The sequence below is a fragment of the Parabacteroides sp. AF27-14 genome, from assembly GCF_003635425.1.
In the GTDB taxonomy this organism is placed as follows: domain Bacteria; phylum Bacteroidota; class Bacteroidia; order Bacteroidales; family Tannerellaceae; genus Parabacteroides; species Parabacteroides distasonis.
This window is the reverse complement of the sequence record NZ_QTLZ01000023.1, coordinates 34,224-58,809: the sequence shown is the minus strand read 5'-3', so window position 1 is coordinate 58,809 and position 24,586 is coordinate 34,224. Positions and strand designations below refer to the sequence as shown.

Annotated in this window: 25 protein-coding genes and 1 pseudogene; 7 read left to right on the top strand and 19 right to left on the bottom strand. The window is 44.8% G+C overall.

Features of this window, described 5'->3' with window-relative positions; all coding sequences use genetic code 11:
- Window positions 1-10: 10 nt before the first annotated feature.
- Complete coding sequence (locus tag DWY79_RS18495; protein WP_009275728.1) at window positions 11-499, bottom strand: NfeD family protein; 489 nt, start codon at window positions 497-499, stop codon at window positions 11-13.
- Window positions 500-507: 8 nt separating this feature from the next.
- Window positions 508-1,956, bottom strand: coding sequence for a tetratricopeptide repeat protein (locus DWY79_RS18490; RefSeq protein ID WP_122144877.1), 1,449 nt, complete (start codon window positions 1,954-1,956; stop codon window positions 508-510).
- Between the two features lie 111 nt (window positions 1,957-2,067).
- Between DWY79_RS18490 and DWY79_RS18485 the strand changes: the two genes are divergently transcribed.
- Together DWY79_RS18485 and DWY79_RS18480 are read left to right on the top strand one after the other, a co-directional pair.
- Window positions 2,068-2,814 (top strand): tRNA 2-thiocytidine biosynthesis TtcA family protein, encoded by a 747-nt coding sequence (locus tag DWY79_RS18485; protein ID WP_122144878.1) that lies wholly within the window; start codon window positions 2,068-2,070, stop codon window positions 2,812-2,814.
- A gap of 1 nt (window position 2,815) precedes the next feature.
- Window positions 2,816-3,187: a DMT family protein gene (locus DWY79_RS18480; protein ID WP_005854365.1), complete on the top strand. Its 372-nt coding sequence runs from the start codon at window positions 2,816-2,818 to the stop codon at window positions 3,185-3,187.
- Between the two features lie 127 nt (window positions 3,188-3,314).
- Here the strand turns inward: DWY79_RS18480 and miaA are convergent, their stop codons facing one another.
- Both miaA and DWY79_RS18470 read right to left on the bottom strand, forming a co-directional pair.
- Window positions 3,315-4,214, bottom strand: a complete 900-nt coding sequence (miaA, locus tag DWY79_RS18475) for a tRNA (adenosine(37)-N6)-dimethylallyltransferase MiaA (protein WP_011966695.1) — start codon at window positions 4,212-4,214, stop codon at window positions 3,315-3,317.
- A complete protein-coding gene (locus DWY79_RS18470; protein ID WP_005854369.1) occupies window positions 4,214-4,774 on the bottom strand; it encodes a hypothetical protein in 561 nt (186 codons plus the stop codon). Before DWY79_RS18470 ends, miaA begins: the two co-directional genes overlap by 1 nt.
- A 72-nt stretch (window positions 4,775-4,846) precedes the next feature.
- Between DWY79_RS18470 and DWY79_RS23320 the strand changes: the two genes are divergently transcribed.
- Complete coding sequence (locus DWY79_RS23320; protein WP_255352131.1) at window positions 4,847-4,972, top strand: hypothetical protein; 126 nt, start codon at window positions 4,847-4,849, stop codon at window positions 4,970-4,972.
- Between the two features lie 121 nt (window positions 4,973-5,093).
- Window positions 5,094-5,950, top strand: a pseudogene (locus DWY79_RS18460) (PD-(D/E)XK nuclease family transposase).
- 101 nt (window positions 5,951-6,051) lie between these two features.
- Here the strand turns inward: DWY79_RS18460 and lpxA are convergent.
- From lpxA to DWY79_RS18420, 8 genes are all read right to left on the bottom strand, one after another.
- The gene (gene lpxA, locus DWY79_RS18455) at window positions 6,052-6,837 is read right to left on the bottom strand and encodes an acyl-ACP--UDP-N-acetylglucosamine O-acyltransferase (protein WP_009018102.1); all 786 of its coding nucleotides are present in this window, start codon (window positions 6,835-6,837) and stop codon (window positions 6,052-6,054) included.
- Between the two features lie 17 nt (window positions 6,838-6,854).
- Window positions 6,855-8,240: a bifunctional UDP-3-O-[3-hydroxymyristoyl] N-acetylglucosamine deacetylase/3-hydroxyacyl-ACP dehydratase gene (locus tag DWY79_RS18450; protein WP_005854379.1), complete on the bottom strand. Its 1,386-nt coding sequence runs from the start codon at window positions 8,238-8,240 to the stop codon at window positions 6,855-6,857.
- A gap of 6 nt (window positions 8,241-8,246) precedes the next feature.
- On the bottom strand, window positions 8,247-9,290 hold the full coding sequence (gene lpxD, locus DWY79_RS18445; RefSeq protein ID WP_005854380.1) for a UDP-3-O-(3-hydroxymyristoyl)glucosamine N-acyltransferase: 1,044 nt from the start codon (window positions 9,288-9,290) through the stop codon (window positions 8,247-8,249).
- Window positions 9,291-9,379: 89 nt separating this feature from the next.
- A complete protein-coding gene (gene pyrF / locus DWY79_RS18440) occupies window positions 9,380-10,222 on the bottom strand; it encodes an orotidine-5'-phosphate decarboxylase (RefSeq protein WP_005854382.1) in 843 nt (280 codons plus the stop codon).
- 32 nt (window positions 10,223-10,254) lie between these two features.
- On the bottom strand, window positions 10,255-11,364 hold the full coding sequence (gene prfA, locus DWY79_RS18435) for a peptide chain release factor 1 (RefSeq protein ID WP_005854384.1): 1,110 nt from the start codon (window positions 11,362-11,364) through the stop codon (window positions 10,255-10,257).
- Window positions 11,365-11,373: 9 nt separating this feature from the next.
- Window positions 11,374-12,540: an AIR synthase related protein gene (locus DWY79_RS18430; protein ID WP_005864354.1), complete on the bottom strand. Its 1,167-nt coding sequence runs from the start codon at window positions 12,538-12,540 to the stop codon at window positions 11,374-11,376.
- A 46-nt stretch (window positions 12,541-12,586) separates the two neighbouring features.
- Window positions 12,587-13,495 (bottom strand): glucosaminidase domain-containing protein, encoded by a 909-nt coding sequence (locus DWY79_RS18425; RefSeq protein WP_005864355.1) that lies wholly within the window; start codon window positions 13,493-13,495, stop codon window positions 12,587-12,589.
- A gap of 73 nt (window positions 13,496-13,568) precedes the next feature.
- Complete coding sequence (locus DWY79_RS18420; protein WP_005864356.1) at window positions 13,569-14,300, bottom strand: bifunctional 2-polyprenyl-6-hydroxyphenol methylase/3-demethylubiquinol 3-O-methyltransferase UbiG; 732 nt, start codon at window positions 14,298-14,300, stop codon at window positions 13,569-13,571.
- Between the two features lie 125 nt (window positions 14,301-14,425).
- Here DWY79_RS18420 and cdd point away from each other — a divergent pair, with 125 nt between their 5' ends.
- Entirely contained in the window at window positions 14,426-14,902 is a 477-nt protein-coding gene (gene cdd / locus DWY79_RS18415; RefSeq protein ID WP_057327242.1) for a cytidine deaminase, read from the top strand.
- Window positions 14,903-14,964: 62 nt separating this feature from the next.
- Here the strand turns inward: cdd and DWY79_RS18410 are convergent, their stop codons facing one another.
- From DWY79_RS18410 to DWY79_RS18390, 5 genes are all read right to left on the bottom strand, one after another.
- On the bottom strand, window positions 14,965-16,713 hold the full coding sequence (locus DWY79_RS18410; protein ID WP_008780043.1) for a phospho-sugar mutase: 1,749 nt from the start codon (window positions 16,711-16,713) through the stop codon (window positions 14,965-14,967).
- 134 nt (window positions 16,714-16,847) lie between these two features.
- Window positions 16,848-18,536 (bottom strand): M23 family metallopeptidase, encoded by a 1,689-nt coding sequence (locus DWY79_RS18405; protein ID WP_122370014.1) that lies wholly within the window; start codon window positions 18,534-18,536, stop codon window positions 16,848-16,850.
- A 66-nt stretch (window positions 18,537-18,602) separates the two neighbouring features.
- Window positions 18,603-19,637: an endonuclease/exonuclease/phosphatase family protein gene (locus DWY79_RS18400; protein ID WP_044545015.1), complete on the bottom strand. Its 1,035-nt coding sequence runs from the start codon at window positions 19,635-19,637 to the stop codon at window positions 18,603-18,605.
- 39 nt (window positions 19,638-19,676) lie between these two features.
- Entirely contained in the window at window positions 19,677-21,164 is a 1,488-nt protein-coding gene (locus DWY79_RS18395; protein WP_122370011.1) for a hypothetical protein, read from the bottom strand.
- A 150-nt stretch (window positions 21,165-21,314) separates the two neighbouring features.
- Window positions 21,315-22,772, bottom strand: coding sequence for an aminoacyl-histidine dipeptidase (locus DWY79_RS18390; protein ID WP_008780047.1), 1,458 nt, complete (start codon window positions 22,770-22,772; stop codon window positions 21,315-21,317).
- Between the two features lie 147 nt (window positions 22,773-22,919).
- Here DWY79_RS18390 and DWY79_RS18385 point away from each other — a divergent pair, with 147 nt between their 5' ends.
- A complete protein-coding gene (locus DWY79_RS18385; RefSeq protein ID WP_005854411.1) occupies window positions 22,920-23,138 on the top strand; it encodes a hypothetical protein in 219 nt (72 codons plus the stop codon).
- Between the two features lie 25 nt (window positions 23,139-23,163).
- Window positions 23,164-23,769, top strand: a complete 606-nt coding sequence (locus DWY79_RS18380; protein WP_005854413.1) for an OmpH family outer membrane protein — start codon at window positions 23,164-23,166, stop codon at window positions 23,767-23,769.
- 173 nt (window positions 23,770-23,942) lie between these two features.
- Here the strand turns inward: DWY79_RS18380 and DWY79_RS18375 are convergent, their stop codons facing one another.
- Both DWY79_RS18375 and DWY79_RS18370 read right to left on the bottom strand, forming a co-directional pair.
- Window positions 23,943-24,266, bottom strand: a complete 324-nt coding sequence (locus DWY79_RS18375) for a hypothetical protein (RefSeq protein WP_005864364.1) — start codon at window positions 24,264-24,266, stop codon at window positions 23,943-23,945.
- Window positions 24,267-24,572, bottom strand: coding sequence for a septum formation initiator family protein (locus DWY79_RS18370; protein ID WP_005854418.1), 306 nt, complete (start codon window positions 24,570-24,572; stop codon window positions 24,267-24,269).
- Window positions 24,573-24,586 lie beyond the last annotated feature (14 nt).

Here is a 24,586-nt window from a genome sequence, read left to right as displayed (position 1 = left end):
ATATAAAAAATTAAGCGTGAATATTTGTTTCTTCTTTAGGACGGACAATTACGTTGTAACTGTCTACCCTGATCACTACGATCGGCGTGTTCTCATCGATTAATTCGTCTTGAGATTTCGCTTCCACGTTAATACCTTTAATCCGGGCCTTGCCGATAGGGGCTAAGCGTGAGAGCGTGATCCCCTCGTCTCCGGGTTCTATTCCGAGATCCCTGCTGGATGTCAGCTTGGAATCGATATCTGTCTTTAAAGCGATCTTGTTAAAAGACCGGGAACGCAATAACCAAGCGAAGATTATTCCGAATGTAATGATTGATAAGGATAAAGTCAGATGCCCTACCCATATACCTACCGTATAAGCGAAAACGACTCCGCCGATAGCGAAAATAGCCCCGCCTATACCCGCGAGTGTTATTCCCGGAAGAAGGAATATCTCCGCCAGTATCAGTAGGATGGCCGCTACCATGAGGAAGACGATGATGGCTATGTCCAGTAGCATAGTTCTTCTTATTTATGGTTGTTTCTTAGGTATACGATCTCTGCGTTACGTGCCTTTTTCTCCCATTCGTCCGGTTGGCCGAGCAGGTTGTTTAACTTTTCTTCCGCATCAAGAATCGTAGGCTTCAGTTGTTCTCGCTTCGCCTTATTCCCTTTGATGTAGCTGGCTCGTAAACTCTCTAGTTTCTCATTTAGCTCCTTGATCTGTCTATGGATGGAAACTACTTTCTCGTAGTAGTTCTTCGCTTCCGGACTTTGGATATCGTCTAAGGTGTAATAAACGATATCATCATGGATCGGGAACGTGAAATCTTTCTTTATTTCTATACGTCCATAAGGAATCTCGGTATGGGCTAAATGAATAAGCTCTTCGTAATTCGATCCGGGTTTCCATGAATCCTTGATCGAGGCAATAGAGGCCCGGGCACGTTTTAGTTCGACATCCTCGCTATCTACTCGCTCGCGGTTGTCGTTCGGGATGAATAAGTATACGCAGACTTTTCCTTCCGGTTGATAACGATCGGAAACGAACCATCCCAATTGCTTGGCTTCGTCGATCACCATCATATAATCGTTAAACGGGGAGTTATAGGGCATGCCCAATTGCTCCGGTGTAAGGTAAGTATCGGAATTGATGTTGTAACGGGTGACGAATAAATCATATCCGCCCAGAGAGCCGTTCCCTTTGGATGCGTAATAAATCGTTACGCCATCGGATAGCACGAATGGATACCCATCGTCGGCGTCACTATTGATATTCATCGGTAACTGTTTCTCGTCTCCCCATTGATCCATGAGCTTGGATTGGGTAAAAAGACAATTGTGGTTACCGTCTGTCGAGTGGGCGTAATAAATCTTATCCCCCTTCTGGTTCATGTATACCGATGAGTTGCCCGGATCGTTTGTCTGGAAGAAATCTTGGTAAGTGGTCAACGTACCGCTTTCCTCGCTTAAGGTATAGGCTGATAAGAAATCATCTTTATCAACGACCAAGCTATCGATAATCTGGACATTCTCTACCTTATCAAGCATACGGCTTGCTTTGTTCGCCAAGTCCATACGGATCTGGTAAGGCTCCACATCTTGTTTCTTTTTTGTTAGGAGGGTGATGTATTCGTCGAACATCTCCTCGGCTTCGTCAAAACGATAGGTCTGGTAGTATACTTCTCCAAGGTATCGATAAGCGTCTTGTACCCTACGCTTTACGGCAACCTTAAGATGTTTCTCCGCTCCTGCTAAATCTCCGGTCTCGAAACAGCAAACACCATACCATTGATTATAAGAGGCATTGCTTGGCGCTTGTTTCACTAGTTTCTCGAACACAGGTTTGGCTTCCGCGTATTTCCCGTCGTTATATAATTTTTTTGCCTGATCAAGACTTTGCGCATGTAGTTGCATTCCTCCGCATAGGAGTGTAACTCCTAGCGTATAAAGCAGCTTTTTGGATAACCGTTTCATTTTGTCTATTCTAGATTATATAGTTATGCAGTTTCAAAGATAAGAATATTTTTGTAGAGGCATACAAATCGAAAAGATAAATGTATAATTTTGCGCCCGTAAAGAAAAGATATGGCAAAATTGACAGCGGACGAACGTTTGTTTCGCAAGATAGAGAATAAGGTAAAGAGAGCGATTTTCGACTATGGCTTGATCAATGATGGTGACCGGATCTTGGTCGGGTTGTCCGGAGGAAAAGATTCCTTGGCCTTGGTGGATTTACTGGGGCGCAGGTCGAAAATCTATTGTCCTCGGTTTGAGGTCGTGGTAGCGCATATCGTGATGACGAATATCCCTTATTGTTCGGATCGGGAATATCTTAGAAGTTGCGCGGAGGAGCATGATTTGCCTTTCATTGTCCATGAGACAAGTTTCGATCCTTCTACGGACACTCGCAAATCTCCCTGCTTTTTATGCTCTTGGACTCGCCGGAAAGCTTTGTTTGAGATCGCTAAGGCTCATAAATGCAATAAGATTGCGCTAGGGCATCATCAAGATGATATCCTAGAGACACTGTTGATGAACCTGACCCACCAAGGGGCTTTCGGAACAATGCCTCCCCGGTTGAAAATGGATAAGTTTGATATGGAGATTATCCGTCCGATGTGTCTGGTGGAAGAGAGGGAGTTGATTCAGGTCGCCGCATGGAAAGGGTACCGGAAACAATTGAAGAACTGTCCTTATGAGTCGGGTTCCAGTCGTTCGGATATGAAAGAGCTGCTGAAAAGTCTGGAAGCGATCAATCCGGAGGCCCGTTACAGCCTTTGGGGGAGCATGACGAATATACAAGAAGATTATTTACCTCGAAAAATAAGATAATATGCAAAGTGTTTATACGATTTTATTGTTGATCGTGTCTAATATTTTTATGACATGCGCTTGGTATGGTCATTTGAAGATGAAGCAACAATTCAGTTGGTTTGAGCATCTTCCTTTGTTTGGCGTAATCCTGTTTAGTTGGTTTCTCGCTTTTTTTGAGTATTGTTTCCAAGTACCGGCGAATCGCATCGGTTTCCGGGATAACGGGGGGCCGTTCAACTTGATTCAATTGAAAGTGATCCAAGAGGTGATTACGTTGGTGGTATTCGTGGCCTTCAGTACCATCGCTTTTAAGGGGGAGTCGTTTAAATGGAACCATGCGCTTGCTTTCGTATTCTTGGTAGCGGCGGTTTATCTGGTTTTCAAGAAATAAAGTCGTTGCGTTTGGCTTTGATAATCAGCGGAAAACCTTGATGCCTATTTTAAGATGCTTACAATGCCTATTCAAGCATGTTTATAATGCCCATTGTAAGCACCTTATAATGGGCATTGTTAAAACGCTATATGATCTGTTGGCTCAGATGTGTAAATATAGCTTCGGTCTCATCCGGATGGAACCATGTTATTTCTGGGTCCCGTTTAAACCAAGTCATTTGCTTCCGGGCGTAGACCCGGGAGTTTCGTTTGATTTTCTCCACGGCGAGGTCTAATGTCCATTCTCCGCTGAAGTAATTGAATAATTCTTTATAACCTACCGTGTTCAAGGAATTCAAATGACGGAAGGGATAAGCCCGGCGAGCCTCTTCCAATAATCCTTCGCTCATCATTTGATCTACACGTTGGTTGATGCGGTCGCATAATTCGTCACGATCTCTATTAAGCCCTACTTTGATGATCCGGAACGGACGCTCTTTCTTAATGTTCGTGCGGAAGGAGGAGTAAGGCTTGCCTGTCATCCGGCAAATCTCTACGGCATGGATCACTCGTTTGTAATTATTCCGGTCCACTTCCTCGTAATGAACGGGGTCTGCTTCTTTTAATTCAGCGAGGATAGGGGCTAGTCCCTCGGTTTCAAATTGCATGTATAGGGCATCCCGGATCTCCGGTGTAACCGTCGGGATATCGTCAATACCTTTACATACGGCGTCGATGTACATCATAGAGCCTCCGGTCATTACGACGGTCGGGATCGTTTTATGTAATTCGGATAGGAGGGAGACCACATCTTCCTCGAAGTTGCTGGCGCTGTAATAATCGGTAAGTGAGAGAGTGCCTACCATATAATGCTTGACACGTGCCATTTGTTCCGGTGTAGGGGCAGCCGTGCCGATCGGAAGGTCTTTATAGAGCTGACGGGAGTCGGAAGAGATAATCGGAGAGCCGAAACGTTCCGCCACTTGGAGGCTTAACTCGGTCTTTCCGACTCCTGTCGGCCCAAGTAATATAACGAGGGAATTCATCAAAAGCGCTCGTCGTCGTAAGGATTATCCATCGGACCTTCGCCTAAACCGTCGAAGCCGCTTTTGTCTAATTCGTCCATATCGTATTCGGAGTCACCGTAAAAATCTTCTCCTACGTCCGTGCTACCGTTCTTAGCCTCGAACTCATCGAAAGAAACTATTTGGGCGGGAGGCGTACCTACCGATTTGCTGCAAATAGGAGCATCCAAGTCTTTTCCCGGAACGATCTCACGAAGTTCCATGAAGAAGGCACGTTCGGTCATATAATCGAAAACGAAAAGTAGTTTTTGGTGCTCGTCTTCCAACAATTCTTCCAGTTGAGTATCGGCCATGACATAGCTGTCTTCCTCGGAAGAGGTATCCATCTCCACTAATGTGATCTCTGTCTTTTTACTCCAGTCATCGTCACATATGAAGAAAGAGGTCATTTGATCCTTTGTATAACCTACAGAGTCGAGGATGGCGTTTTGCAAATCCAAGAAAGTAGACTCGGAATCAATCTTGATCTCGCGCTTGAAGTCATCTGCTTCATCTGATAGGATTAGAAATCTAAATAGCATAGTTGTTTAGTTTTATTATCGCCTCAAAAGTAGTAAAAATATGGATATACCCAATATACGTCGCTATAAATAATGAAAGAGGGTGCGCGTCTGATCCCTGTATCTGAGGCGACCGTCGTAGCTTCGTCTTCAACCTTCGTCAAAGAGACGGAATCTGCGGCTGAGATATTAGCGGCAGTTGTCACCTTGAATAGGTAATTGTAATATGGGTAAATAATAAAAATCACAGTATCAGATATCAATCTTTTGTCTTTCGCCCGAAATGACATATCTTTATGGCACCGCCCGCTATTGGGCCGTAACTTAAAACCTATCAACTATGGATAAAAAAAAGGAGGATCAACGCATAAAAGAATTAAAAGACCGATACATACGTTTCGATTGGGCGATCAAGAGACTGCTCCGGCAAAAAGCCAACTTCGGTGTGCTGGAGGGTTTTCTCACGGTTTTTTCTTGGAGAGAAGATTACCATCGTGGAGCTGCTGGAGAGCGAGGGTAATCAACTGTCATGAGGATGACAAGTTCAACAGGGTGTACGCCAAGGCGCTTAACGACAAGGGCGAGATCATCATCGTGAAAATACAAAATATTCGCAAGCTATATTATCTCGAACAGGTACTCTATGGCGTGGCGAAAACCATAACCGAGTACATATCACTGGGCGAGGACTACCTTTATCACGGGCAGAATCATTTCATCGGCGTACATACCAAGGATCAATTGGTAGTCAACACGAAAGAGAGGAATGCGATTGTTTCCCGGCTACCTTCCGAGATTTTCCCCGAATACATACTTATACGGGTCAACGAGTTCGATAAGGTAGCCGTCACTCCCTTAGAGGAATGGATGAACTACCTTAAGGACAGAACGATCCGTCCCGGCACCATGGCTCCGGGATTAGGCGAAGCTCGAGAAAAATTAAAATACTACTCCATGACTCCTGAGGACAGACACGCTTATGACGAACACTTGAATGCGGTCATGATACAAAATGACGTGTTGGATTCGGCGAAGCTTGAGGGACGTATGGAAGGACATATGGAAGGACATATGGAAGGACTGGCGGAAGGCGAGGCGAAAGGTAAGGCAGAAGCGAATCTAGAAAACGCCAAGAAGATGAAAGCTATGGGGATCGATCTTGAAATGATCCGGCAGATCACGGGAATTACCCTATAAATAACCTTTTGGCGACATAAATAGCGAATCGGCGCAAACCCCTCATCGTAAGATGCGGATTTGCGCCGATTTGTTTTTGGTTGTTCGGATGTCCGTGTCGCTTATTCGTCGATCGAACCTCTTACGATACCCCGGCTGGAAGACTTGATGAAATTGAGGATCAAATCCCGTTCCTCGCTAGGCTCGTACTCGGTCTCGATCGCTTTCAGCGCCTCCGTATTATTCAAGCCTCGGGTATACAGCGTGCGATAGATGTCTTGAATCAAGAATACCTGCTGATTCGTGAATCCCCGGCGACGTAAACCTACGATATTGATACCGCAATAAACGATCGGATCACGGCCGATCAAGGTATAAGGAGGGATATCTTTTCCGATACGAGAACCGCCTTGTACCATCACGTGCTTGGATATACGCGTGAACTGATGCACCAAGGAACCTCCGCTTACGATAGCGAAATCATCAATCTCTACCTCCCCGGCGATTTGCGAAGCGTTACCGATGATAATATGGTCTTTTAAGACGCAATCATGGGCCACGTGCGAATAAGCCATGATTAAGCAATTGCGACCTACCACGGTCTTACCTTTGGAAGCGGTACCCCGGTTGATCGTCACGCATTCGCGAAGCGTCGTGTTATCTCCGATTTCCGCCGTCGTGGTTTCCCCCGCGAATTTCATGTCTTGAGGGATACCGGCAACGACCGCTCCCGGGAAAATATTGCAATTTTTACCAATCCGTGCGCCATCCAAGATAACGGCGTGAGAATATATATGGCAATTATCACCGATTACGACATCTTTCTCAATCACGGCAAACGGATCGATAGTTACATTCTGGCCGATCTGGGCCTCTGGATGAACGACTGCTAGAGGAGATATATTCATTATCGTACTTTATCTTATTATTTGTTTTTTACAATCTGAGCCATGAACTCGGCTTCACTAACCAATTTATCACCAACGAATACATACCCTTTCATGGTAGAGATCCCGCGACGGATCGGTGCCAATAATTCCAGACGTAAGATCAACGTATCGCCCGGAACGACTTTTTGGCGGAATTTCACGCCATCTATTTTCATGAAGTAGGTAGAATAGCGCTCTGGCTCATCTACGGAATTCAAGACTAGCAAACCACCTGTTTGTGCCATAGCCTCAACCTGCAGGACTCCCGGCATGACCGGCTCCTGAGGGAAATGCCCTTGGAAGAACGGTTCGTTGGTCGTGATGTTCTTTACGCCTACGATATAGTTCCCGCCAACCTCGATGATCTTGTCAACCAATAAGAACGGATAGCGGTGCGGCAATAATTCACGGATACGGTTGATATCCATCACCGGCTCACGGTTCGGATCGTATACCGGGGCTTGCACCTCGTTCATCTTGATATCCTTGCGGATCATACGAGCTAACTGGTTATTGATCTTATGTCCCGGACGGGTAGCGATCACACGTCCGCGGATCGGCTTACCGATCAAGGCGATATCTCCGATCACGTCGATCAATTTATGACGTGCCGGTTCGTTATCGAATACAAGCGGCTTGTTATTGATATAACCTAATTCCTGCACGTTCTTGTGAGGGATGTTCAGCATATCCGCCAATTTGTCCAAAGATTCTTGCGGTATCTTCTGGTCGTAGATAACGATCGCATTGTCTAAATCGCCACCCTTGATCAAGTTATTGTTGAGCAACATCTCCACTTCGCGTACGAATACGAACGTACGTGAAGCCGCCAATTCTGTCGGGAATTCGCTGAGATCGTTCAACGTGGCGAATTGGTTGGAAAGCACGGGCGAATCGAATGAGATCAATACGTTCACGCTGAACTTATCATCCGGAAGGATGATCAACGAAGAACCGGTTTCCTCATCTTTTACCTCGATCTTGTGCTTTACGATATAATAATCCTTCGGAGCGTTTTGCTCAACAACCCCTGTCTTTTGGATTTCCTCGGAGAAGAAGCGAGAACTTCCGTCTAGGATCGGAAACTCGGGTGCGTTTACCTCGATCAAGCAGTTATCGATCTCATAAGCGTATAAAGCCGCCATCGCGTGCTCGATCGTACTTACTTGAACGCCATTCTTGCTAAGCACCGTACCCCGTTGTGTATTAACCACGTTCTCGGCCAAGGCGTCAATCGTCGGTTGGCCTTCCATATCGACACGTTTGATCTTGTATCCATGGTTCTCGGGTGCGGGATTAAACGTAATCTCTATATCTAATCCGGTATGCAACCCTTTTCCTTTCAAGGAGAAACTTGCCGCAAGCGTTTTCTGTTTTTGCATAGGTCTTTATTGTTTATTAATTTCTTTCTTGAGTTGTTCGATCTCCCGTTGCATTTGCCCCAGCGAGCGGTATATATCCGGAAGACGGTTGAAGATCGCGCTGGAACGCATGAAGTTCTTAGCGTTGATCGCCGGCGCCCCGAGCAATGTCGTCGCTTCCTTCACGTCGCTGATAACGCCAGCCTGAGCTCCGAATACGACGTGGTCCGCCACATGGATATGTCCGGCCAAACCAACTTGTCCGCCAAACATACAATGCTTTCCTACTTTTACGGAACCGGCGATGCCGACTTGCGCCGCCATCACGGTATTCTCGCCTACCTCCACGTTATGAGCGATTTGTACGAGATTGTCCAGCTTAACGCCTCGGTGAATGATCGTAGAATCCATCACCGCACGGTCAATTGTCGTATTGGCTCCGATCTCTACATCATCCTCGATAATAACGTTGCCTAATTGCGGGATTTTCTTGTAAGTCTCACCTTCGGGAGCGAATCCGAAACCGTCAGCCCCGACTACGCTACCGGCATGAAGGATACAATTATTGCCGATTATACAATTCTCGTAAACGGTGGCATGCGGATAGAATACGCAGTTATCTCCTACCGTCACGTGATCACCGATATAAGCGTGCGGGTATACCATACAGTTCTTACCCATTTTTACGCCTTCTCCGATGTAGGCGAAGTTACCGACATAACAATCGTCGCTCACGATCGCGGAAGCGGCGATAAAAGCGGTAGAATCAACCCCCTTCTTTTTGCTCTTCGATTGCTCTACCAAATTTAATAACATCGCGAGCGCCGCATAAGCGTTCTCTACTTTTACAAGTGTGGCTCTTATCGGTTGTTCCGGTTTGAAATCATTATTCACCAAAACAATGCTTGCCTCGGTATTATAAATATGATGCGCATATTTAAGATTCGCCAAAAAGGTCAATGTACCTGGCTTTCCTTCTTCTATTTTAGAGAAGTTGCTGACTTTAACGTTCGGATCTCCTTCAATCGTTCCGTTCAGGAAGCCGGCAATTTGTTGGGCTGAAAACTCCATTACTTATTCAATTATATATGTATCTTCGTTGACTGTCCGCTGTTTATAGACAGTTAGTTTGCAAAAATGGTGAAAATTCTTTATATAGCCTATGCTTTGCAGGGAATAATTCCCTTATCATGTAGATAACCGGCCATTTCTTTCTGTACGGCATGTGCCGCCTCACGGGCTACGTTGGCGAAAGCCTCCGTCTTATCCGCGTAAATAATCGCACGGGAAGAATTTACCAAAAGACCGCATTGGTCGTTCATCCCGTATTGAGCTACTTCCGCCAAGCTTCCACCTTGAGCGCCTACGCCCGGAACTAACAAGAAATGATTCGGGGCCTGTTTACGGATATCAAGGAACATCTTGCCTTGGGTAGCGCCCACTACATACATCATTTGCTCATCGTTAGCCCATTCTTGCGATTTCTTTAGTACTTTCTCGAAAAGACGTTCACCATTTGCGTCTTCCGTCATTTGAAAATCATGTGAGCCTTTATTGGAGGTCAAGGCCAATAAGATTACCCAAGCCTCCGGGTAGATCAAGAATGGTTTTACGCTATCCTCGCCCATATAGGGAGCGACCGTTACGGCATCTACCTTGATATGATCGAAGAAAGAACGGGCATACATCTCGGAGGTATTTCCGATATCACCGCGTTTCGCGTCGGCGATGATAAATTGATCGGGATAATTCTCCCGTAAGTAAGCCACAGTCTTCTCAAAAGCCATCATGCCCTTTGTACCAAGGCTTTCGTAAAAAGCCAGATTCGGCTTGTAAGCGACACAATAATCGGCGGTAGCGTCGATGATCGCTTTATTGAATGCGAAAATAGGATCTTCTTCCGACAAAAGATGTTGCGGGATCTTTTTTATATCTGTATCTAATCCGACACAAAGGAAGGATTGTTTCTTTTTAATATTCTCGAATAGCTGTTGTTTGTTCATTTTCTTATTCAGTATGAAATGATTGGATGTGTTTACAATTCAGACTCTTTTAATCGCTCAGCGTTCTCCGCTACGATCAGGTGATCCAAGCAATCTTGAATTTCGCCGTCCATAAAGGCTGAAAGATTATAGATCGTGTAATTGATACGGTGATCCGTGATACGCCCTTGCGGGTAATTGTACGTACGGATCTTCGCGGAACGGTCACCGGTAGATACCATGGTCTTACGCTTGCTGGCGATATCGTCTAGGTATTTCTGGTGTTCCTTGTCATAAATAAACGAACGAAGACGGGTAAGCGCCCTTTCTTTGTTCTTCGGCTGGTCTCGTGTCTCCGTACATTCGATCAAGATTTCCTCACTCACACCTGTAATGGGGTTCTTCCAGACATAACGCAGACGGACACCTGATTCCACCTTGTTTACGTTCTGACCACCAGCCCCACCGGAGCGGAAGGTATCCCATTTAATCTCCCCTTCATTAATCTCAACATCAAATTCATCCGCCTCAGGCAATACGGCGACTGTAGCGGCGGAGGTATGTACACGTCCTTGCGTCTCCGTAGCCGGTACACGCTGTACACGGTGTACACCGGACTCATACTTCAACGTTCCGTATACTTTCTCGCCCGATACCGTGAAGATGATTTCCTTAAAACCACCGGACGAGCCTTCGCTAAAGCTAGACACGCTTATTTTCCATCCCTTCAGTTCGCAATACTTCACGTACATACGATATAGATCACCGGCGAAAAGGGCGGCTTCGTCACCTCCCGTTCCTCCTCGTATCTCAACGATCGCGTTCTTGTCGTCTTGCGGATCAGCGGGAACGAGCAATAATTTTATCTCTTCTTCCAAAGCGGGAATACGTTCGTTGCAGGTATCCAGCTCCTCACGGGCCATTTCCCGCATTTCCGGATCTTGCTCGGACTCAAGCAAGGCTTTCGCTTCCTCGATCCCGTTCAATACTTTCACGTATTCCGAACGAGCTCCCACGATTTTCTCCAAATCACGGTACTCTTTGTTCAGTTTTACGAACCGTTTCATGTCGGCGATCACCGCCGGGTCGGTAATAAGCGTACCGACTTCCTCGAAACGGCTCACTAATCCGTCTAATTTACCAAGTAAACTATTTTCGGCCATTTATCTTTATTAATAGGTAAAGCGACCTTTCTCGCTTTCGATAATCAATTCATTTTTATCAGCTTCCTCTACGAAACCCACGATTTGCGCATCAATACCAAAGCTTTTTGAGATGCTGATTACTTCTTCCGCATGCTCGGGAGCGATGTAGATCTCCATCCGGTGTCCCATATTGAATACCTTGTACATCTCGCTCCAGTCCGTACCGCTCTGCTCCTGAATCGTGCGGAATAACGGTGGGATAGGGAAGAGATTGTCCTTGGTTACACGCTTGTTCTCTACGAAGTGCATAACTTTTGTCTGAGCCCCTCCCGAACAATGTACCATGCCATGGATTTGAGAGCGTAGTTTATCAAGCAATACCTTAATTACCGGCGCATAGGTACGTGTCGGCGAAAGCACCATCTTTCCGGCGTCTATCCCTAATTCCTCGATCTTATCCGTAAGTTTCAATCCTCCGGAGTAAACCAATTCTTCGGGAACGGCGGCATCGTAGCTTTCCGGATATTTCTGCGCTAAATACTTGGAGAAGACATCATGGCGGGCAGAGGTCAAACCATTGCTACCCATACCTCCATTGTATTCTTTCTCGTAAGTGGCTTGTCCGGAAGATGCCAGACCTACGATCACGTCTCCTCCTTGGATATTCTTATTGTCGATTACGTCCGAACGTTTCATGCGGCAAGTGACCGTACTATCTACGATGATGGTACGAACTAAGTCGCCAACGTCTGCGGTCTCGCCACCTGTCGCATAGCAACCAACGCCCATCTCACGTAACTCTGCCAGCAACTCATCTGTTCCATTGATGATCGCCGATATCACCTCGCCCGGAACCAACAGCTTGTTACGTCCAATTGTAGAAGAGACCAAGATATTGTCTACGGCACCTACACAAAGCAGGTCGTCGATATTCATGATAAGAGCGTCTTGGGCGATACCTTTCCACACCGAAAGATCTCCGGTCTCTTTCCAGTACATATACGCCAAGGACGATTTGGTACCGGCACCATCCGCATGCATAATATTACAATATTCAGGATCACCGCCTAAGATATCGGGGATGATCTTACAGAACGCTTTCGGAAAAATTCCCTTATCGATGTTCTTTATTGCGTTGTGAACATCTTCTTTTGAAGCGGAAACGCCTCGCAGGTTATAACGTTGATCACTCATTGTACTATATTATTTGAACCGCAAAGGTAATACTTTTTTATGTTACTTATCTAAGTTTTAAGACATCTCCTTCCTCCGGGATGTAATCTTTGTCTTTTTTATTCATTTTATACAGACTCTTGATCTGGATTCCGTACATCTGTGCGATACTGTGCATAGACTCTCCGACTTGTACCACGTGGTCGTAATTCGGCTTGTCCGCTTTCTTCTTTTTCTTTTCCAGATATACGATATCGCCTTCCTGCAACGGGAAGTCCTCGGGCACCTCGTTGAATTTCATCAACTGCTTGGCCTTGAATCCCATGCTTCGGGCGATCTGGTCGAAACTGTCGTTATCCTTAGCGTATACATAGATCAAACCGTGGGTACGATAGACTTGATAATTGAACACCGGAAGATTTTGCTTCTTGGTAGAGGTCTTCTTTGTTCCCTTACCGGAGTCAAAGCGGTATAACTCATAATCTTCGATAACCTTGATTAATTTATTTGCGTAAGCACGATCGGTGGCGTAACCGCATTTTTGTAGTCCTTTGGCCCAGCCTTTGTAATCCTTGATGTTTAATTTGAACAGGCGTTCGTAGCGGGAGCGTTCGGCGAGGAAGCGGGAATGGTCATCATAAGAATCCTCTACTCGTTTGTATTTCCGGAAGCACTCTCCCCGCAGGTCGTCGTCGTGATAGACCCTGCCGCCTCGCCAGTCCGAATGGCATTTGATACCGAAGTGATTGTTGGAGCGTCTGGCCAAGTCGCTTTGCCCAGCTCCGGATTCCAGTAATCCTTGCGCTAAGGTGATACTTGCCGGAATGCGATATTTCTTTTGGTGTTGAATCGCCAAATCACTGTATTTACTGATGTATTTTTGATAGGAAGTCAGCTTCCGCTGGCTTTCTGCCCCTGCGCTTAAACAGGCGAGGGACAATAATAATATACCTAAAAAATGAAGGGATAAACGCATAACTGTTCTTTTCGATCCGATTTTACCGGACAAATATATAAAAGAAAATACATATCTACTGGGAATTGATGGGTTAAAAATAGGAGATACGGGCTAGATAATCGTAATGCTCCCCATCTTCTATTTTTTCCGCTTTAAAGCCGGCTTGCCTTGCGTATAGATTCAGCGTGTTGAAATCTATATATAACCAATCAAATGAATCCCCTTTGATACTTTTATATTGCATGCGGAAATCGATCTCTCCGAAATAATCATCCTCGGGGGCGATATCCAGATTCCCGTCTTCATCTTCAAATAAATAACTTAAGTCGCTAGAGTCAAGTAAAAGCTGTCCGTCCCGGGCTAGAACCTCTTTTAAGCGGTGAAAGAAAGCCGGGAGATTTTCCAGTTTACCGATAATCCCGGAACCGTTCATTAAGAGAAGAATGGTATCGAATGGTCCGGTTAAGCTCCTGTCAAAAAAATTCTGTAAGCGGGCGTCTTTTACGCCCCGTTTGTTCATGGCCTCTATGGAAAGAGGGGATATGTCGATAGCGGTAACCTCTTTACCCATTTCCTGTAAAGCCAAGGTGTGGCATCCACTTCCGGCACCAACATCCAATATTTTACCTGTACTGAGTTGAAGGGCTTTCTGTTCCAAGGAGGGCATTTCTTGGAAAGTCCGGAATAATTGATTCACGGGAATCTCATCTTCATCGAACATGGAGGAGAATACACGGAGTTTGCTCGCTTTTCCATGTGCGAGATAATCGATGATAGCGGCGCCCATCGGGTCTTTATCGGATGTAAGAAGCATTGAATGCATATGTCTTTGTTCTATATTAAGGTATATTCTATGATGTGAGTGCGAAATTAATATATTCTTTTTATATTTATAGCCTATAAGAATTATAGTTATGTTTCTTTCAAAACATTAAAACAATCAAGAAAATGAAAGAATTGAAATTAGAGACCCGGGTAGAGGTCTATGCGGTAGGAGAATTGGACAATATATATAGGCAATTGTACGAGGCCGCTTTTGAAGCCTCGAAAAAAGCTTATGCTCCTTATTCCAAGTTTCATGTGGGAGCGGCGGTTCTATTGGAGAATGGGGAGATACTTTCCGGAAATAATCAGGAAAACGCAGCCTATCCGTCTGGGCTTTGCGCGGAGCGGACCACCTTATTTTATGCGGGAGCACGTTATCCGGATGCGGCAGTTCAGATTTTGGCGATTGCGGCTATGAAGGATGGGGAACGTGTGGATCTTATCACGCCTTGTGGTGCCTGCCGGCAAGTGATGTCGGAAACCGAGCAACGTTATAACAAACCTATGAAAGTCCTTCTTTGTGGAAAAGAGGAAGCGTATCTCGTTCCGAGTGCGACGGCCTTGTTGCCGTTTTGTTTCAGTAAGTCTGATTTGATCTGATAGAATAAAAAGAGGCAAGAACGATTCTCGCCCTTGCCTCTATATGTAATAATTAAGTTCGATTAGATCCCTAAAGAAGCCTTGATCTGATTGATCTTTTCTTCTGCCGCTTTCTCTGCCTCCGGCAATTCATCGATACTCTTTACCTTGGAGTGAACCTCGCAATAGAATTTGATCTTCGGTTCTGTTCCGGAAGGACGGATAGATACTTTTGTATTATCTTCCGTGAAGTATTGAAGCACATTAGAGGTAGTAGGCATATCTAATGTAACGGTTTCGTTCTCCGCATAGTCCTTACCTTTCAATGTAGAATAATCGTAGAAATAAGTTACCTTAGAGCCTGCGATCTCTGTCAACGGGTTCTCACGGAACTTTTTCATCATAGCCTCGATCTCCTCCGCTCCACTCTTGCCTTTCTTCACGACAGAGATACCTTTCTCCTTAGAGAAGCCGTATTCCACGTAAATCTTCTGAAGCAATTGATACAAACTCAAACCTTGATCTTTTGCCCAAGCTGCGATCTCGGCTAAGATAACGCAAGCGGAGACAGCGTCTTTATCGCGGACGAAATCCTCGCAAAGGAATCCGTAGCTTTCCTCGCCACCACCAATATAGTTTTTCTTGCCTTCGTTCTCACGCATAACGTTAGCGATCCATTTGAAGCCTGTATAAACATCGTACATTTCTACGCCATTACGCTCGGCGATTGTCTTGATCGTCTCTGTCGTAACGATTGTCTTTACGATATATTCTTTACCATTGATCTTACCTAACTCTTTCCAGCGAGTGATTAAATAGTAAACGAACATCAAAGCGGTTTGGTTACCATTCAAAAGTACCCATTCGCCTTCGTTATTCTTAACGGCGGCACCTACACGGTCTGCGTCCGGATCGGAAGCCATTACCAATTCAGCGTCAGTCTCTTTTGCTTTCTCTACAGCCATAGCTAAAGCAGCCGGCTCTTCCGGGTTCGGAGAGATAACCGTCGGGAAATCACCGCTAACAACATCTTGTTCCGGTACATGGATAATGTTCGTGAATCCATAAGCTTTCAAAGCGGCAGGAACCAATTTAACACCAGTTCCGTGGATCGGAGTGTATACGATCTTCATATCCTTATGGCGGGAAATAGCCTCCGGAGACAAAGAAATCGTTGTTAATTCCTTGATATATTCATCATCGATCGCTTGTCCGATGATCTCGATCAATTCTTTATTTCCTTTGAATTTAATCTCGCTAGCGTTACGGATCTTGTTAACCTCGGCGATCGTATTCTTATCGTGCGGGGCGATCATTTGTGCGCCATCATCCCAATAAGCCTTGTATCCGTTGTATTCTTTCGGATTGTGAGAAGCCGTCAAGATGATACCGCTCTGGCATCCCAGTTTACGGATAGCGAATGACATTTCCGGAGTCGGACGCAGGTCTTCGAATAAATAAACCTTGATACCGTTAGCGGAGAAGATATCGGCTGATATTTCCGCGAACTTACGGCTGTTGTTACGGCAATCGTGGCCGATGACAACCTTTATCTGTTCTAAATCCGCGAATTCCTTTTTCAGATAGTTGGATAAACCTTGGGTAGCCGCGCCAACTGTATATATATTCATACGATTTGAACCTACCCCCATGATTCCGCGCAATCCACCTGTTCCGAATTCTAGGTCTTTATAAAAACACTCGATTAACTCAGTAGGATCTTCGTTGTCAAGTAACGCTTGAACTTGAGCACGAGTTTCCGCATCATAACTTTTCGTAAGCCATCCTTGTGCCTTACTTCTTACCATTTCTAATAAGTCGTTGTTTTCCATGTTTATAATATTATTGTGTTTATTGTTGAGCAATCTACTCAATACGATAAATATACAAGAAACAAATATACGAATTTCTTAAAGTAAAGCAATCAAAGGACTTATATTTTGCCTAAAAAATGCGATAAATCGTCCTACCAAGTAAACGGATGTGTATAAATCGACTCATTTCCACAAGCATCCGTTACGATTAATTTAAGTTCATGCTTGCCTCTTTGCAACCTCTCTTTATCGAAGCGATAGGTAATAACCGATTTATTATTCATCTCGAATAAGACAAACTGCCCGTCTATTTCTCCCCGGTAGGTTTGTACCCCGCTTAAGTTATCGGACAAACGGAATATGAAGTTCTGTTTGCTGATCCACGTCTGTTGGTTGATCGGCGTGATAACCGGAGCCTTTGTATCTTGTTGTATCTTATAACTGCCCAATTCCTTGATATTTGCGTCGATCCAGCCATTACGGTATGTACCGCCCATCCAAGAGGCACGTCCGTTTTGTAAGCGAACCACACCATATTGTTGTTTATTCTCAAGCGTATCGCTTTGCAAGAATAGTGATAACTGGGCCGTTCCATGCAAAGGGATTGGCTTATCGTGCAATATGTGGGTGGCTGATAATGAGGTACTATCTTCTTTCACCGAATAGCGGAAGTAGAGGTCATTATATAGATTACCTTTAGGCAGGACGAGACGGATGCCTTTAGCGCCGAACCTATTCTCGCCACCCCAATGGAATAATTCTGTATGAGTCGTATCGATCTGGGGGATCTCTTGTTTCTTTCCCTCGATCCAGATGGATAAACGGGTGGCATTGCCGAAAGCGTCAGCAAGTGTATACGTCAAATGATAGGTACGAGGTTCATCTATACGCAAGATTCCCCGGTTTACGCTTTCAAGGAAGCGTAGACGGTTTCCCGGCTCGATGAAACTACGCATATAGAAAGAGCGATGATCTTTCCATTCTTCGTAATCTGTGAATGTGTTCAGATAACGGGTCTCGTCAAATGCGAACTTATCGAGATTACTATGGAAAATCACTTGGCTGTCTGCCGTGAGCGTGATTTCTCGTACGCCATAAATGTTAGTCGTATTATCCATATAATCATAGGCTTTTACAGCGAGCCCTATTTCTCCCCATGCCTCGATTTTTCCAGTGATTGTCTGTTTCCCGTTTTTCGCCGTGACGGGTTTTATCTCAAGCTTCTTGCTTTTGCCGTTTACTACGCCTTTTCCTTCGATGGGGACGATCTGTATTCCTTGGATTTTAGGAGGACGGGTATCGGTTATCCGATCCGAGAAATAATCCAAGGGGTCCATGACTTCCTCGGTATCGGTGTCTCGTACCTCAAAATGGAGATGAGGCCCACCAGAACTTCCGGTATTGCCACTTAACGCTACGACTTCATTTTTCTCGACAGGAAGCAAATCCGGCGTAAGGAAGAGATTTACATTGAAACTTTCTTGTGCGTATTGTTGCTCTTTTACATAATTCGCTATTTTCTTCGAGAATTTTTGTAGATGGCCGTATACGGTGGTCGTTCCATCCGGGTGTGTGATGTAAAGCCCGTTACCGTAGCCCCATGGACTTACGGATATACGTGATACGTATCCTTCTTGTACCGTATGTACGGGTTTACCTTCTACCCCTTGTGTCTTGAAGTCTATTCCGGAATGGAAATGATTACTTCTTAACTCACCGAAATTTCCGCTCAGTAAGATCGGGAAATCGAAAGGATTCCTAAGTTGCTGGGCGTTTGTGTTGATTATGTGGGAGCCGATGATCGCGAATAGACCGGCTAGATATATGGATCTAATATTCATAGGTATTACGTATTTTGTGATACAAAGATAGTGTTTTTTGTGTCTATGGAAAACACGTACGTGTTTTTACGGGCATATTTGGAAATCGATGACTAATGGCAGGTGGTCACTAAAACCGCCCTCATATTTAAAGCCGTAATAGGTTCGAAAAGGACGTACCCCCCGCCATGTTTTATCTTTAGTCAATAAAAAATCAGGAGCGAATATGTGGATGCTTTCCGGAATGATATGCATGGAAGACTCTTGCGTGATGAGATCCCGGTTTACGATTATTTGATCGAGTTGGCTCCATTCGCCTTGGTATTTATGACTACCCGGGAATTGAGTTATATGGGGGCTTGCGAACAAATTATAATAGGTACAAGATGTGGAATCTGTGATCTGCGTATTTTCAGGAAAGGCTTGGGCAGCGAATATCTCGGAAATACTTCTGTCTTGAGGGGTATCATTGAAGTCTCCCATAATGAGTATCTGCGGCTTTTCTCGTATCAGTAACAGGGAATCGCTAGATCCCCGTAAAGTGCGGGCCGCGTCAAAACGATCCTTTTCACTTTCTTTTTCTCCTCCGTAGCGGGAGGGGAAATGACACACGAAAACATCTAAGGTATCGCCTGTTATGATCTTTCCATATACGTGTAGGATATCTCGGGTTAATTTGTGTTTGTTCCCGGAAAAACGAATTGGAATGGATTCATGTCGTAAATAAAAGAATTGATCTCGTTGATAAAGAAGAGCGACATTAATACCTCTGGGATCGGGGCTTTGAGTGATAATATATCGGTAATCCTGCCAGCGGAGCGGTGTGCGACGGGTAAGATGAGACAGGACGGAGTCGTTCTCGACTTCGCAAAGAGCTATTAAGGCCGGTGTGCTCCATTCCCCGGCAGCGCTTATTACTTTCGCTATTTGTTGTAGCTTATGATAGTAGCGGCTTTGTGTCCAGTACCGGTTGCCGGAAGGTAGAAATTCATCGTCATTCTTGGTTGGATTATCCCTTGTGTCGAAAAAGTTCTCCACATTATAGGTCATGACCTTGAACGTAGCTTGGGCAAATAACGGAGGGGAGGCAAAGAATAAAAGAAAAAACATAAAAATCTTCATAGTTAAAGCTTTGATTAATTGTTAATATGTAATGTATTCTTATTGGTTTGAATCTTCGGTCTCTTCCTGAACAAACTCGTAGGCTCCTATGGTCGGGCCGTTCGAACTGGTTAGCCGGTTGACACCGCAACGATCGATCGGATAATTCTTCGTTATCTCGGGATCTGCTTTTCCGACTCCGGTAGTCGATACGGAATCTGGCCGGAAATCATAGGTGTATTTATTTTGCTTGCCTCCTACTTTCCGATAGGAAGGAGTCTTTTTGATAAACAAGACCTCCTTGAAGTGATCGCTGGAGGATTCTTTGGCTTTAAGCGCACAGTGATTGAACCGATAATCGAAATCTGTACTGCCATCTGCTTTTAATTCGACATCGTAACTTCCATCGATAGTGCAATTGTCAAAATAAGCTTGCGTGATAGGATACGGGCCATTTCCGTCTACTGTTACGTTATTGAGCAAGTACAGGCATTTACTATCCAAAGGAACAGTCTCGCTGGCCATTTCCCTTTTGGTTAAACTCATGTAATTAGCCATCGTACAGTGAGCGAAGTAATATTTACCACCGACTAAAGTGAGTACACTTCCTCCGGCATTGCTGAATTCCGTATTTGTAGCGATAACATCACAATTGATGGCGAAGAATAGATCGCTCCCCATATTCGTGATCTGTGAGTTGTTTATCTTGATCTTTGGCCGGTCCGGGGTGGAAGGCTCGCAATATACACCGGAGGTACCATTACGTACGATTACATTATCCCAGACATTCCCGTAGCTATCCGTCTTAAAGGTAATGCCTCCCCATTGTCCGGGAGTCCGGTCATACGGTAATATATCATTTAGTATATAATCCAAACGGTCGCCTCGGAAAGTGATAGGCTCATCCAAGGTGCCTAAAGCGTTCATGGAGCCGTGAACGATCAGGCTCGCTTTATCATGCATATAGAAAGTAGCCCCCTTCTCGATATTCAATGAAACCCCTTTAGCGATAACCAAACTATCGTAGATCAAATAAGGACGATTGGCCGTGAGGATAGAATCTTTTGTAATCGTAACACCGCCTTTGTAAAGATTAACATCCTGCCCATAGGCTTCCAATAATACGGATTGACGGATGCCATTCACGGTGAAAAGTACGGAATCCTGTATCAACAGAGGTTGATTGCCCCCATTCGGATCGACCGTTACTTCCACGAATACATACATGCTGTCGTTGGCGAGTATCCCTACATTATTAAATGAGCTACCTTTGCGTCCATCCACATTCATGCGGAAGCCGGTAGACTCTCCACTGGCCAGCATGATGGACTCAATGCTCAGAGGTTCACTATTTTTATTGTAGATCATAAATTGACGAGTGGTAGAACCGATCGTACTGAAGATCGTGTCAAAAGCGAGCGTGTCTGTCGAGAAGCTTAGCCGGTAAGTCGGGTTGGTGGAATAATGATCATCCAAACCGTCGCATGCCGGAAGCATGTTCAACAGAAGCGTCGCGAGTATAAATAGCGTTATCGTTAATCTTTTCATTTTCGTAAATGTTAACTGTAAATATCTTGTGTTCTTGTTTCAATAGATAAACAAAATTATCATAAAAAAGTTGCAAGACATTAACATAAAAAAAGAGGATAGACACGGTTATCGTGTCTTTCCTCTTCTTATAACGCAAAAAACGTTGGTTTATTTTGCGGGGATGCTCTTTAATAATTCAAGAAGGTGGCTCCACCATAAACCGACCGTAGCGATCTCGATACGCTCGTTGGGTGAATGTACGTCACGCAAAGTAGGCCCGAAAGAGATCATATCCAGTTTCGGATATTTTTCCAAGAACAAACCGCACTCTAATCCGGCGTGGATGGCCATGATCTTGGCGTCTTTGTTGAATAGGCGTTTGTAAGTCTCCTGTGCGATCTTCAAGATCTTAGAGTCGGGGTTCGGGGCCCATCCTGGATAGCCATCGCCATGTTTTACATCTGCTCCAGCCAATAGGAACGTGGAGGCTACCGTATTGGCGATAGCGATCTTGCATGATTCGATAGAGCTACGTTGGCTGGTACCGACCAAGATCGTATCGCCTTCTTTCATCTTTACGGAAGCAAGGTTGGTAGAAGTCTCTACCAAGCCTTCTATATCGTGGCTCATACCGATTACGCCGTGCGGACAAGCGTGCAAGGCGTAGATTAATTTCTCGGCGGTGGCATTGTCGATATGATACTCCGGACGATCCGTGGACTCCATCGCTAACTGAACGTTCGGGTCTACATGTTTCAACTCATTTTCAACGTCGGCGGCGAAATGGTTCAGCAAGATACGTACATCCTCCTTATTTTCCGGATGCAAGCCGATCACGGCGTGTGCCTCGCGAGCGATTGCGTTACGTAAGTTTCCTCCATCGATAGAGCAAAGAACGAAATCATATTTCTTTTTCAATAAGAATAAGAAACGAACCAAGATCTTGTTGGCATTGCCTAATCCTTTGTGGATCTCGCCACCGGAGTGACCGCCATTCAGCCCTTTCACGTCGATACGGAAATACTGCATCTTATCGGACGTAGGAACTGGCTCGTAATGGAAAGTCGCTTGTGTGTCTTTACCTCCGGCGCAACCCATAAAGATCTCTCCCTCGTCCTCGCTATCGAGATTTAACAAGATATCTCCGGTCATGAAACCTTCTTTCAAGGCTTTCGCTCCAGTCAAACCTGTTTCTTCGTCTACCGTGAACAAACATTCGATCGGACCGTGTTGGATATCATCGGAGGCAAGCAAAGCCAACTCGGCCGCTACACCGATACCATTATCGGCTCCCAAAGTAGTGCCGTTGGCACGCAGCCATTCGCCGTCGACGATCGTCTCGATCGGATCATTGTCGAAATCGTGTTTCGTACCGTTATTTTTCTCGCAAACCATATCCATGTGAGACTGCAATACGACTACCGGACGATCCTCCATTCCCGGAGTGGCAGGCTTTGACATTAAAAGGTTGCCGGCTTCATCTTTCTTGATAGCTATTTTGTACTCTTTCGCGAATGATTCTAGGAATTCAATCATTTTGCCTTCCTTTTTTGAGGGGCGAGGCACTTGGGTTACTTGATGGAAGAACTTCCATACGATAGTAGGCTTTAAATCAGTAATCTTCATAATGTTACAATGTATTATAGATGTTACTCTAAAGTTAATAAAACCGCAACTGAAAGAGCTTAGTTCGAAAAAAAGTAGAATAAAATGCCAAAAAGACACTTAGTAATCACTTAAACTCTTATATTTGCGTCCACAAATATAGAGAAAATGCTTACAACGTTATTATTTACGGTCATAATTCTTGTTATCAGTGTCGTGTTGCTATCGATAAAAGTGCTGTTGAAAAAGGGAGGAAGGTTCCCGAATACGCATATCGAAGGAAACAGGGCGTTGGGTAAGAAAGGTATATTTTGCGCGAAGACCATGGATCGTATGGCGGTTAAGCAAAAGGGGCTCTATGACATCATGAACGAAATAAAAGAATAAAAAAATAAGATTTAAATTGCACTTTATGAAGAACATTAACTACGTTATTAACGGTGTGCTAGCGGTGGCTGTCGTAATCTTGTATATTATGCAATTTTCCGGCAAGAAAGAATCAAGCGTAACAAGAACATTTGCGTCAGCGGGAGACACAACGGCCTTACTTCCGATCGCTTATGTAAATGTGGATTCCCTGTTACTTAATTACAATTATTCCAAGGATCTGAACGAGATCATCTTGAAGAAACAAGAGAATTCCCGTGCTAACATCACCCAGAAAGCCCGTAGTTTACAAGGCGAGATGCAAGATTTCCAGCGTAAGGTAGAAAATAACGCTTTCCTTACCCGTGAGAGGGCGGAGCAAGAGCAACAACGTTTATTGAATAAGCAACAAGAGTTGCAGAACTTAGATAACCAATTGGCTCAAGAGTTGATGCAAGAGCAGCAGAAGTTGAACGAGCAATTACGCGATACGGTTGTTTCTCAATTGAAGGCTTTCAATCTGGGTAGGGGCTATCAAGTGGTATTCAGCAATACGGTAGGAGATAATATCCTTTTGGCTGGCGATTCCTATGATATCACAGGCGAATTGCTGGAATACTTGAATAAGAATTATTCCTCTCCGGCCAAGTAAGCTATTAATAGAATTTATAAAAGAAAGGGTGTATCAAAGGAACGTTTGATACACCCTTTTTAACGGTACTTACCGGGGATTTTATAGAAGATATACTGTATCTGCAAAGTAATATATACTGCGTTGGCCTGGTCAGTATATATTCATCGGTCGAGACTGCGTTTTGCGGCCAATTACTCTTTAGGAGTAACGAAAGCGGTATATACTTGTAAGATAGCGGCTACGCTCAAGCAAAGGATCCACTCGGTACGGTTGTTGAACATAAAGCCGGAAGATACGATCATTAGAAGTCCGGCGAATACGTTGAAACGGTGGAGCCGACGGCGACGAAAGTCCAAGTCCTTAACCGGAAGGGTCAGATAGCAAACGGCTATACCCGCCGCACCGGCAGCGAATAAATAAGGGGCGACAGCCCAATGAGTAAGAAACAATACGGCACCGGCTAATACGAGTAATCCCGCTACGCCGAAAATAATCGATCTGATTTGTTGATTCATTTATTTGTCCTTGATAATAAAAACATCCTCGTTCGACCTTTTCATAAAATACTCTTCACGGGCGAAACGTTCCAGTCCCTCCTTGTCCGTATGCAGGTCGTTTAATTTCTTGCTGTTGATCTCGATCTCCTTTTGATAATGTTTGATCTCTTTCTCCAAGCCGCGTATTTTCTCGTCGTACGTATAGCGTTTATACAGGCTGCTATCGCCCACCGTAAAGGTGACGATAAGGAACACGATGGTAACCAACCAATAAGCGTTGATCCACGATAGATACTTTATGTAAAACTCTTTTATGCGTGACATCGAAACATCGTTTT

What these genes read in the sequence shown, in the direction of transcription:
- DWY79_RS18495 (WP_009275728.1), bottom strand. Translation starts at nt 499, where the DNA reads ATGCTACTGGACATAGCCATCATCGTCTTCCTCATGGTAGCGGCCATC.
- DWY79_RS18490 (WP_122144877.1), bottom strand. Translation starts at nt 1,956, where the DNA reads ATGAAACGGTTATCCAAAAAGCTGCTTTATACGCTAGGAGTTACACTC.
- DWY79_RS18485 (WP_122144878.1), top strand. Translation starts at nt 2,068, where the DNA reads ATGGCAAAATTGACAGCGGACGAACGTTTGTTTCGCAAGATAGAGAAT.
- DWY79_RS18480 (WP_005854365.1), top strand. Translation starts at nt 2,816, where the DNA reads ATGCAAAGTGTTTATACGATTTTATTGTTGATCGTGTCTAATATTTTT.
- miaA (WP_011966695.1), bottom strand. Translation starts at nt 4,214, where the DNA reads ATGAATTCCCTCGTTATATTACTTGGGCCGACAGGAGTCGGAAAGACC.
- DWY79_RS18470 (WP_005854369.1), bottom strand. Translation starts at nt 4,774, where the DNA reads ATGCTATTTAGATTTCTAATCCTATCAGATGAAGCAGATGACTTCAAG.
- DWY79_RS23320 (WP_255352131.1), top strand. Translation starts at nt 4,847, where the DNA reads ATGAAAGAGGGTGCGCGTCTGATCCCTGTATCTGAGGCGACCGTCGTA.
- lpxA (WP_009018102.1), bottom strand. Translation starts at nt 6,837, where the DNA reads ATGAATATATCTCCTCTAGCAGTCGTTCATCCAGAGGCCCAGATCGGC.
- DWY79_RS18450 (WP_005854379.1), bottom strand. Translation starts at nt 8,240, where the DNA reads ATGCAAAAACAGAAAACGCTTGCGGCAAGTTTCTCCTTGAAAGGAAAA.
- lpxD (WP_005854380.1), bottom strand. Translation starts at nt 9,290, where the DNA reads ATGGAGTTTTCAGCCCAACAAATTGCCGGCTTCCTGAACGGAACGATT.
- pyrF (WP_005854382.1), bottom strand. Translation starts at nt 10,222, where the DNA reads ATGAACAAACAACAGCTATTCGAGAATATTAAAAAGAAACAATCCTTC.
- prfA (WP_005854384.1), bottom strand. Translation starts at nt 11,364, where the DNA reads ATGGCCGAAAATAGTTTACTTGGTAAATTAGACGGATTAGTGAGCCGT.
- DWY79_RS18430 (WP_005864354.1), bottom strand. Translation starts at nt 12,540, where the DNA reads ATGAGTGATCAACGTTATAACCTGCGAGGCGTTTCCGCTTCAAAAGAA.
- DWY79_RS18425 (WP_005864355.1), bottom strand. Translation starts at nt 13,495, where the DNA reads ATGCGTTTATCCCTTCATTTTTTAGGTATATTATTATTGTCCCTCGCC.
- DWY79_RS18420 (WP_005864356.1), bottom strand. Translation starts at nt 14,300, where the DNA reads ATGCATTCAATGCTTCTTACATCCGATAAAGACCCGATGGGCGCCGCT.
- cdd (WP_057327242.1), top strand. Translation starts at nt 14,426, where the DNA reads ATGAAAGAATTGAAATTAGAGACCCGGGTAGAGGTCTATGCGGTAGGA.
- DWY79_RS18410 (WP_008780043.1), bottom strand. Translation starts at nt 16,713, where the DNA reads ATGGAAAACAACGACTTATTAGAAATGGTAAGAAGTAAGGCACAAGGA.
- DWY79_RS18405 (WP_122370014.1), bottom strand. Translation starts at nt 18,536, where the DNA reads ATGAATATTAGATCCATATATCTAGCCGGTCTATTCGCGATCATCGGC.
- DWY79_RS18400 (WP_044545015.1), bottom strand. Translation starts at nt 19,637, where the DNA reads ATGAAGATTTTTATGTTTTTTCTTTTATTCTTTGCCTCCCCTCCGTTA.
- DWY79_RS18395 (WP_122370011.1), bottom strand. Translation starts at nt 21,164, where the DNA reads ATGAAAAGATTAACGATAACGCTATTTATACTCGCGACGCTTCTGTTG.
- DWY79_RS18390 (WP_008780047.1), bottom strand. Translation starts at nt 22,772, where the DNA reads ATGAAGATTACTGATTTAAAGCCTACTATCGTATGGAAGTTCTTCCAT.
- DWY79_RS18385 (WP_005854411.1), top strand. Translation starts at nt 22,920, where the DNA reads ATGCTTACAACGTTATTATTTACGGTCATAATTCTTGTTATCAGTGTC.
- DWY79_RS18380 (WP_005854413.1), top strand. Translation starts at nt 23,164, where the DNA reads ATGAAGAACATTAACTACGTTATTAACGGTGTGCTAGCGGTGGCTGTC.
- DWY79_RS18375 (WP_005864364.1), bottom strand. Translation starts at nt 24,266, where the DNA reads ATGAATCAACAAATCAGATCGATTATTTTCGGCGTAGCGGGATTACTC.
- DWY79_RS18370 (WP_005854418.1), bottom strand. Translation starts at nt 24,572, where the DNA reads ATGTCACGCATAAAAGAGTTTTACATAAAGTATCTATCGTGGATCAAC.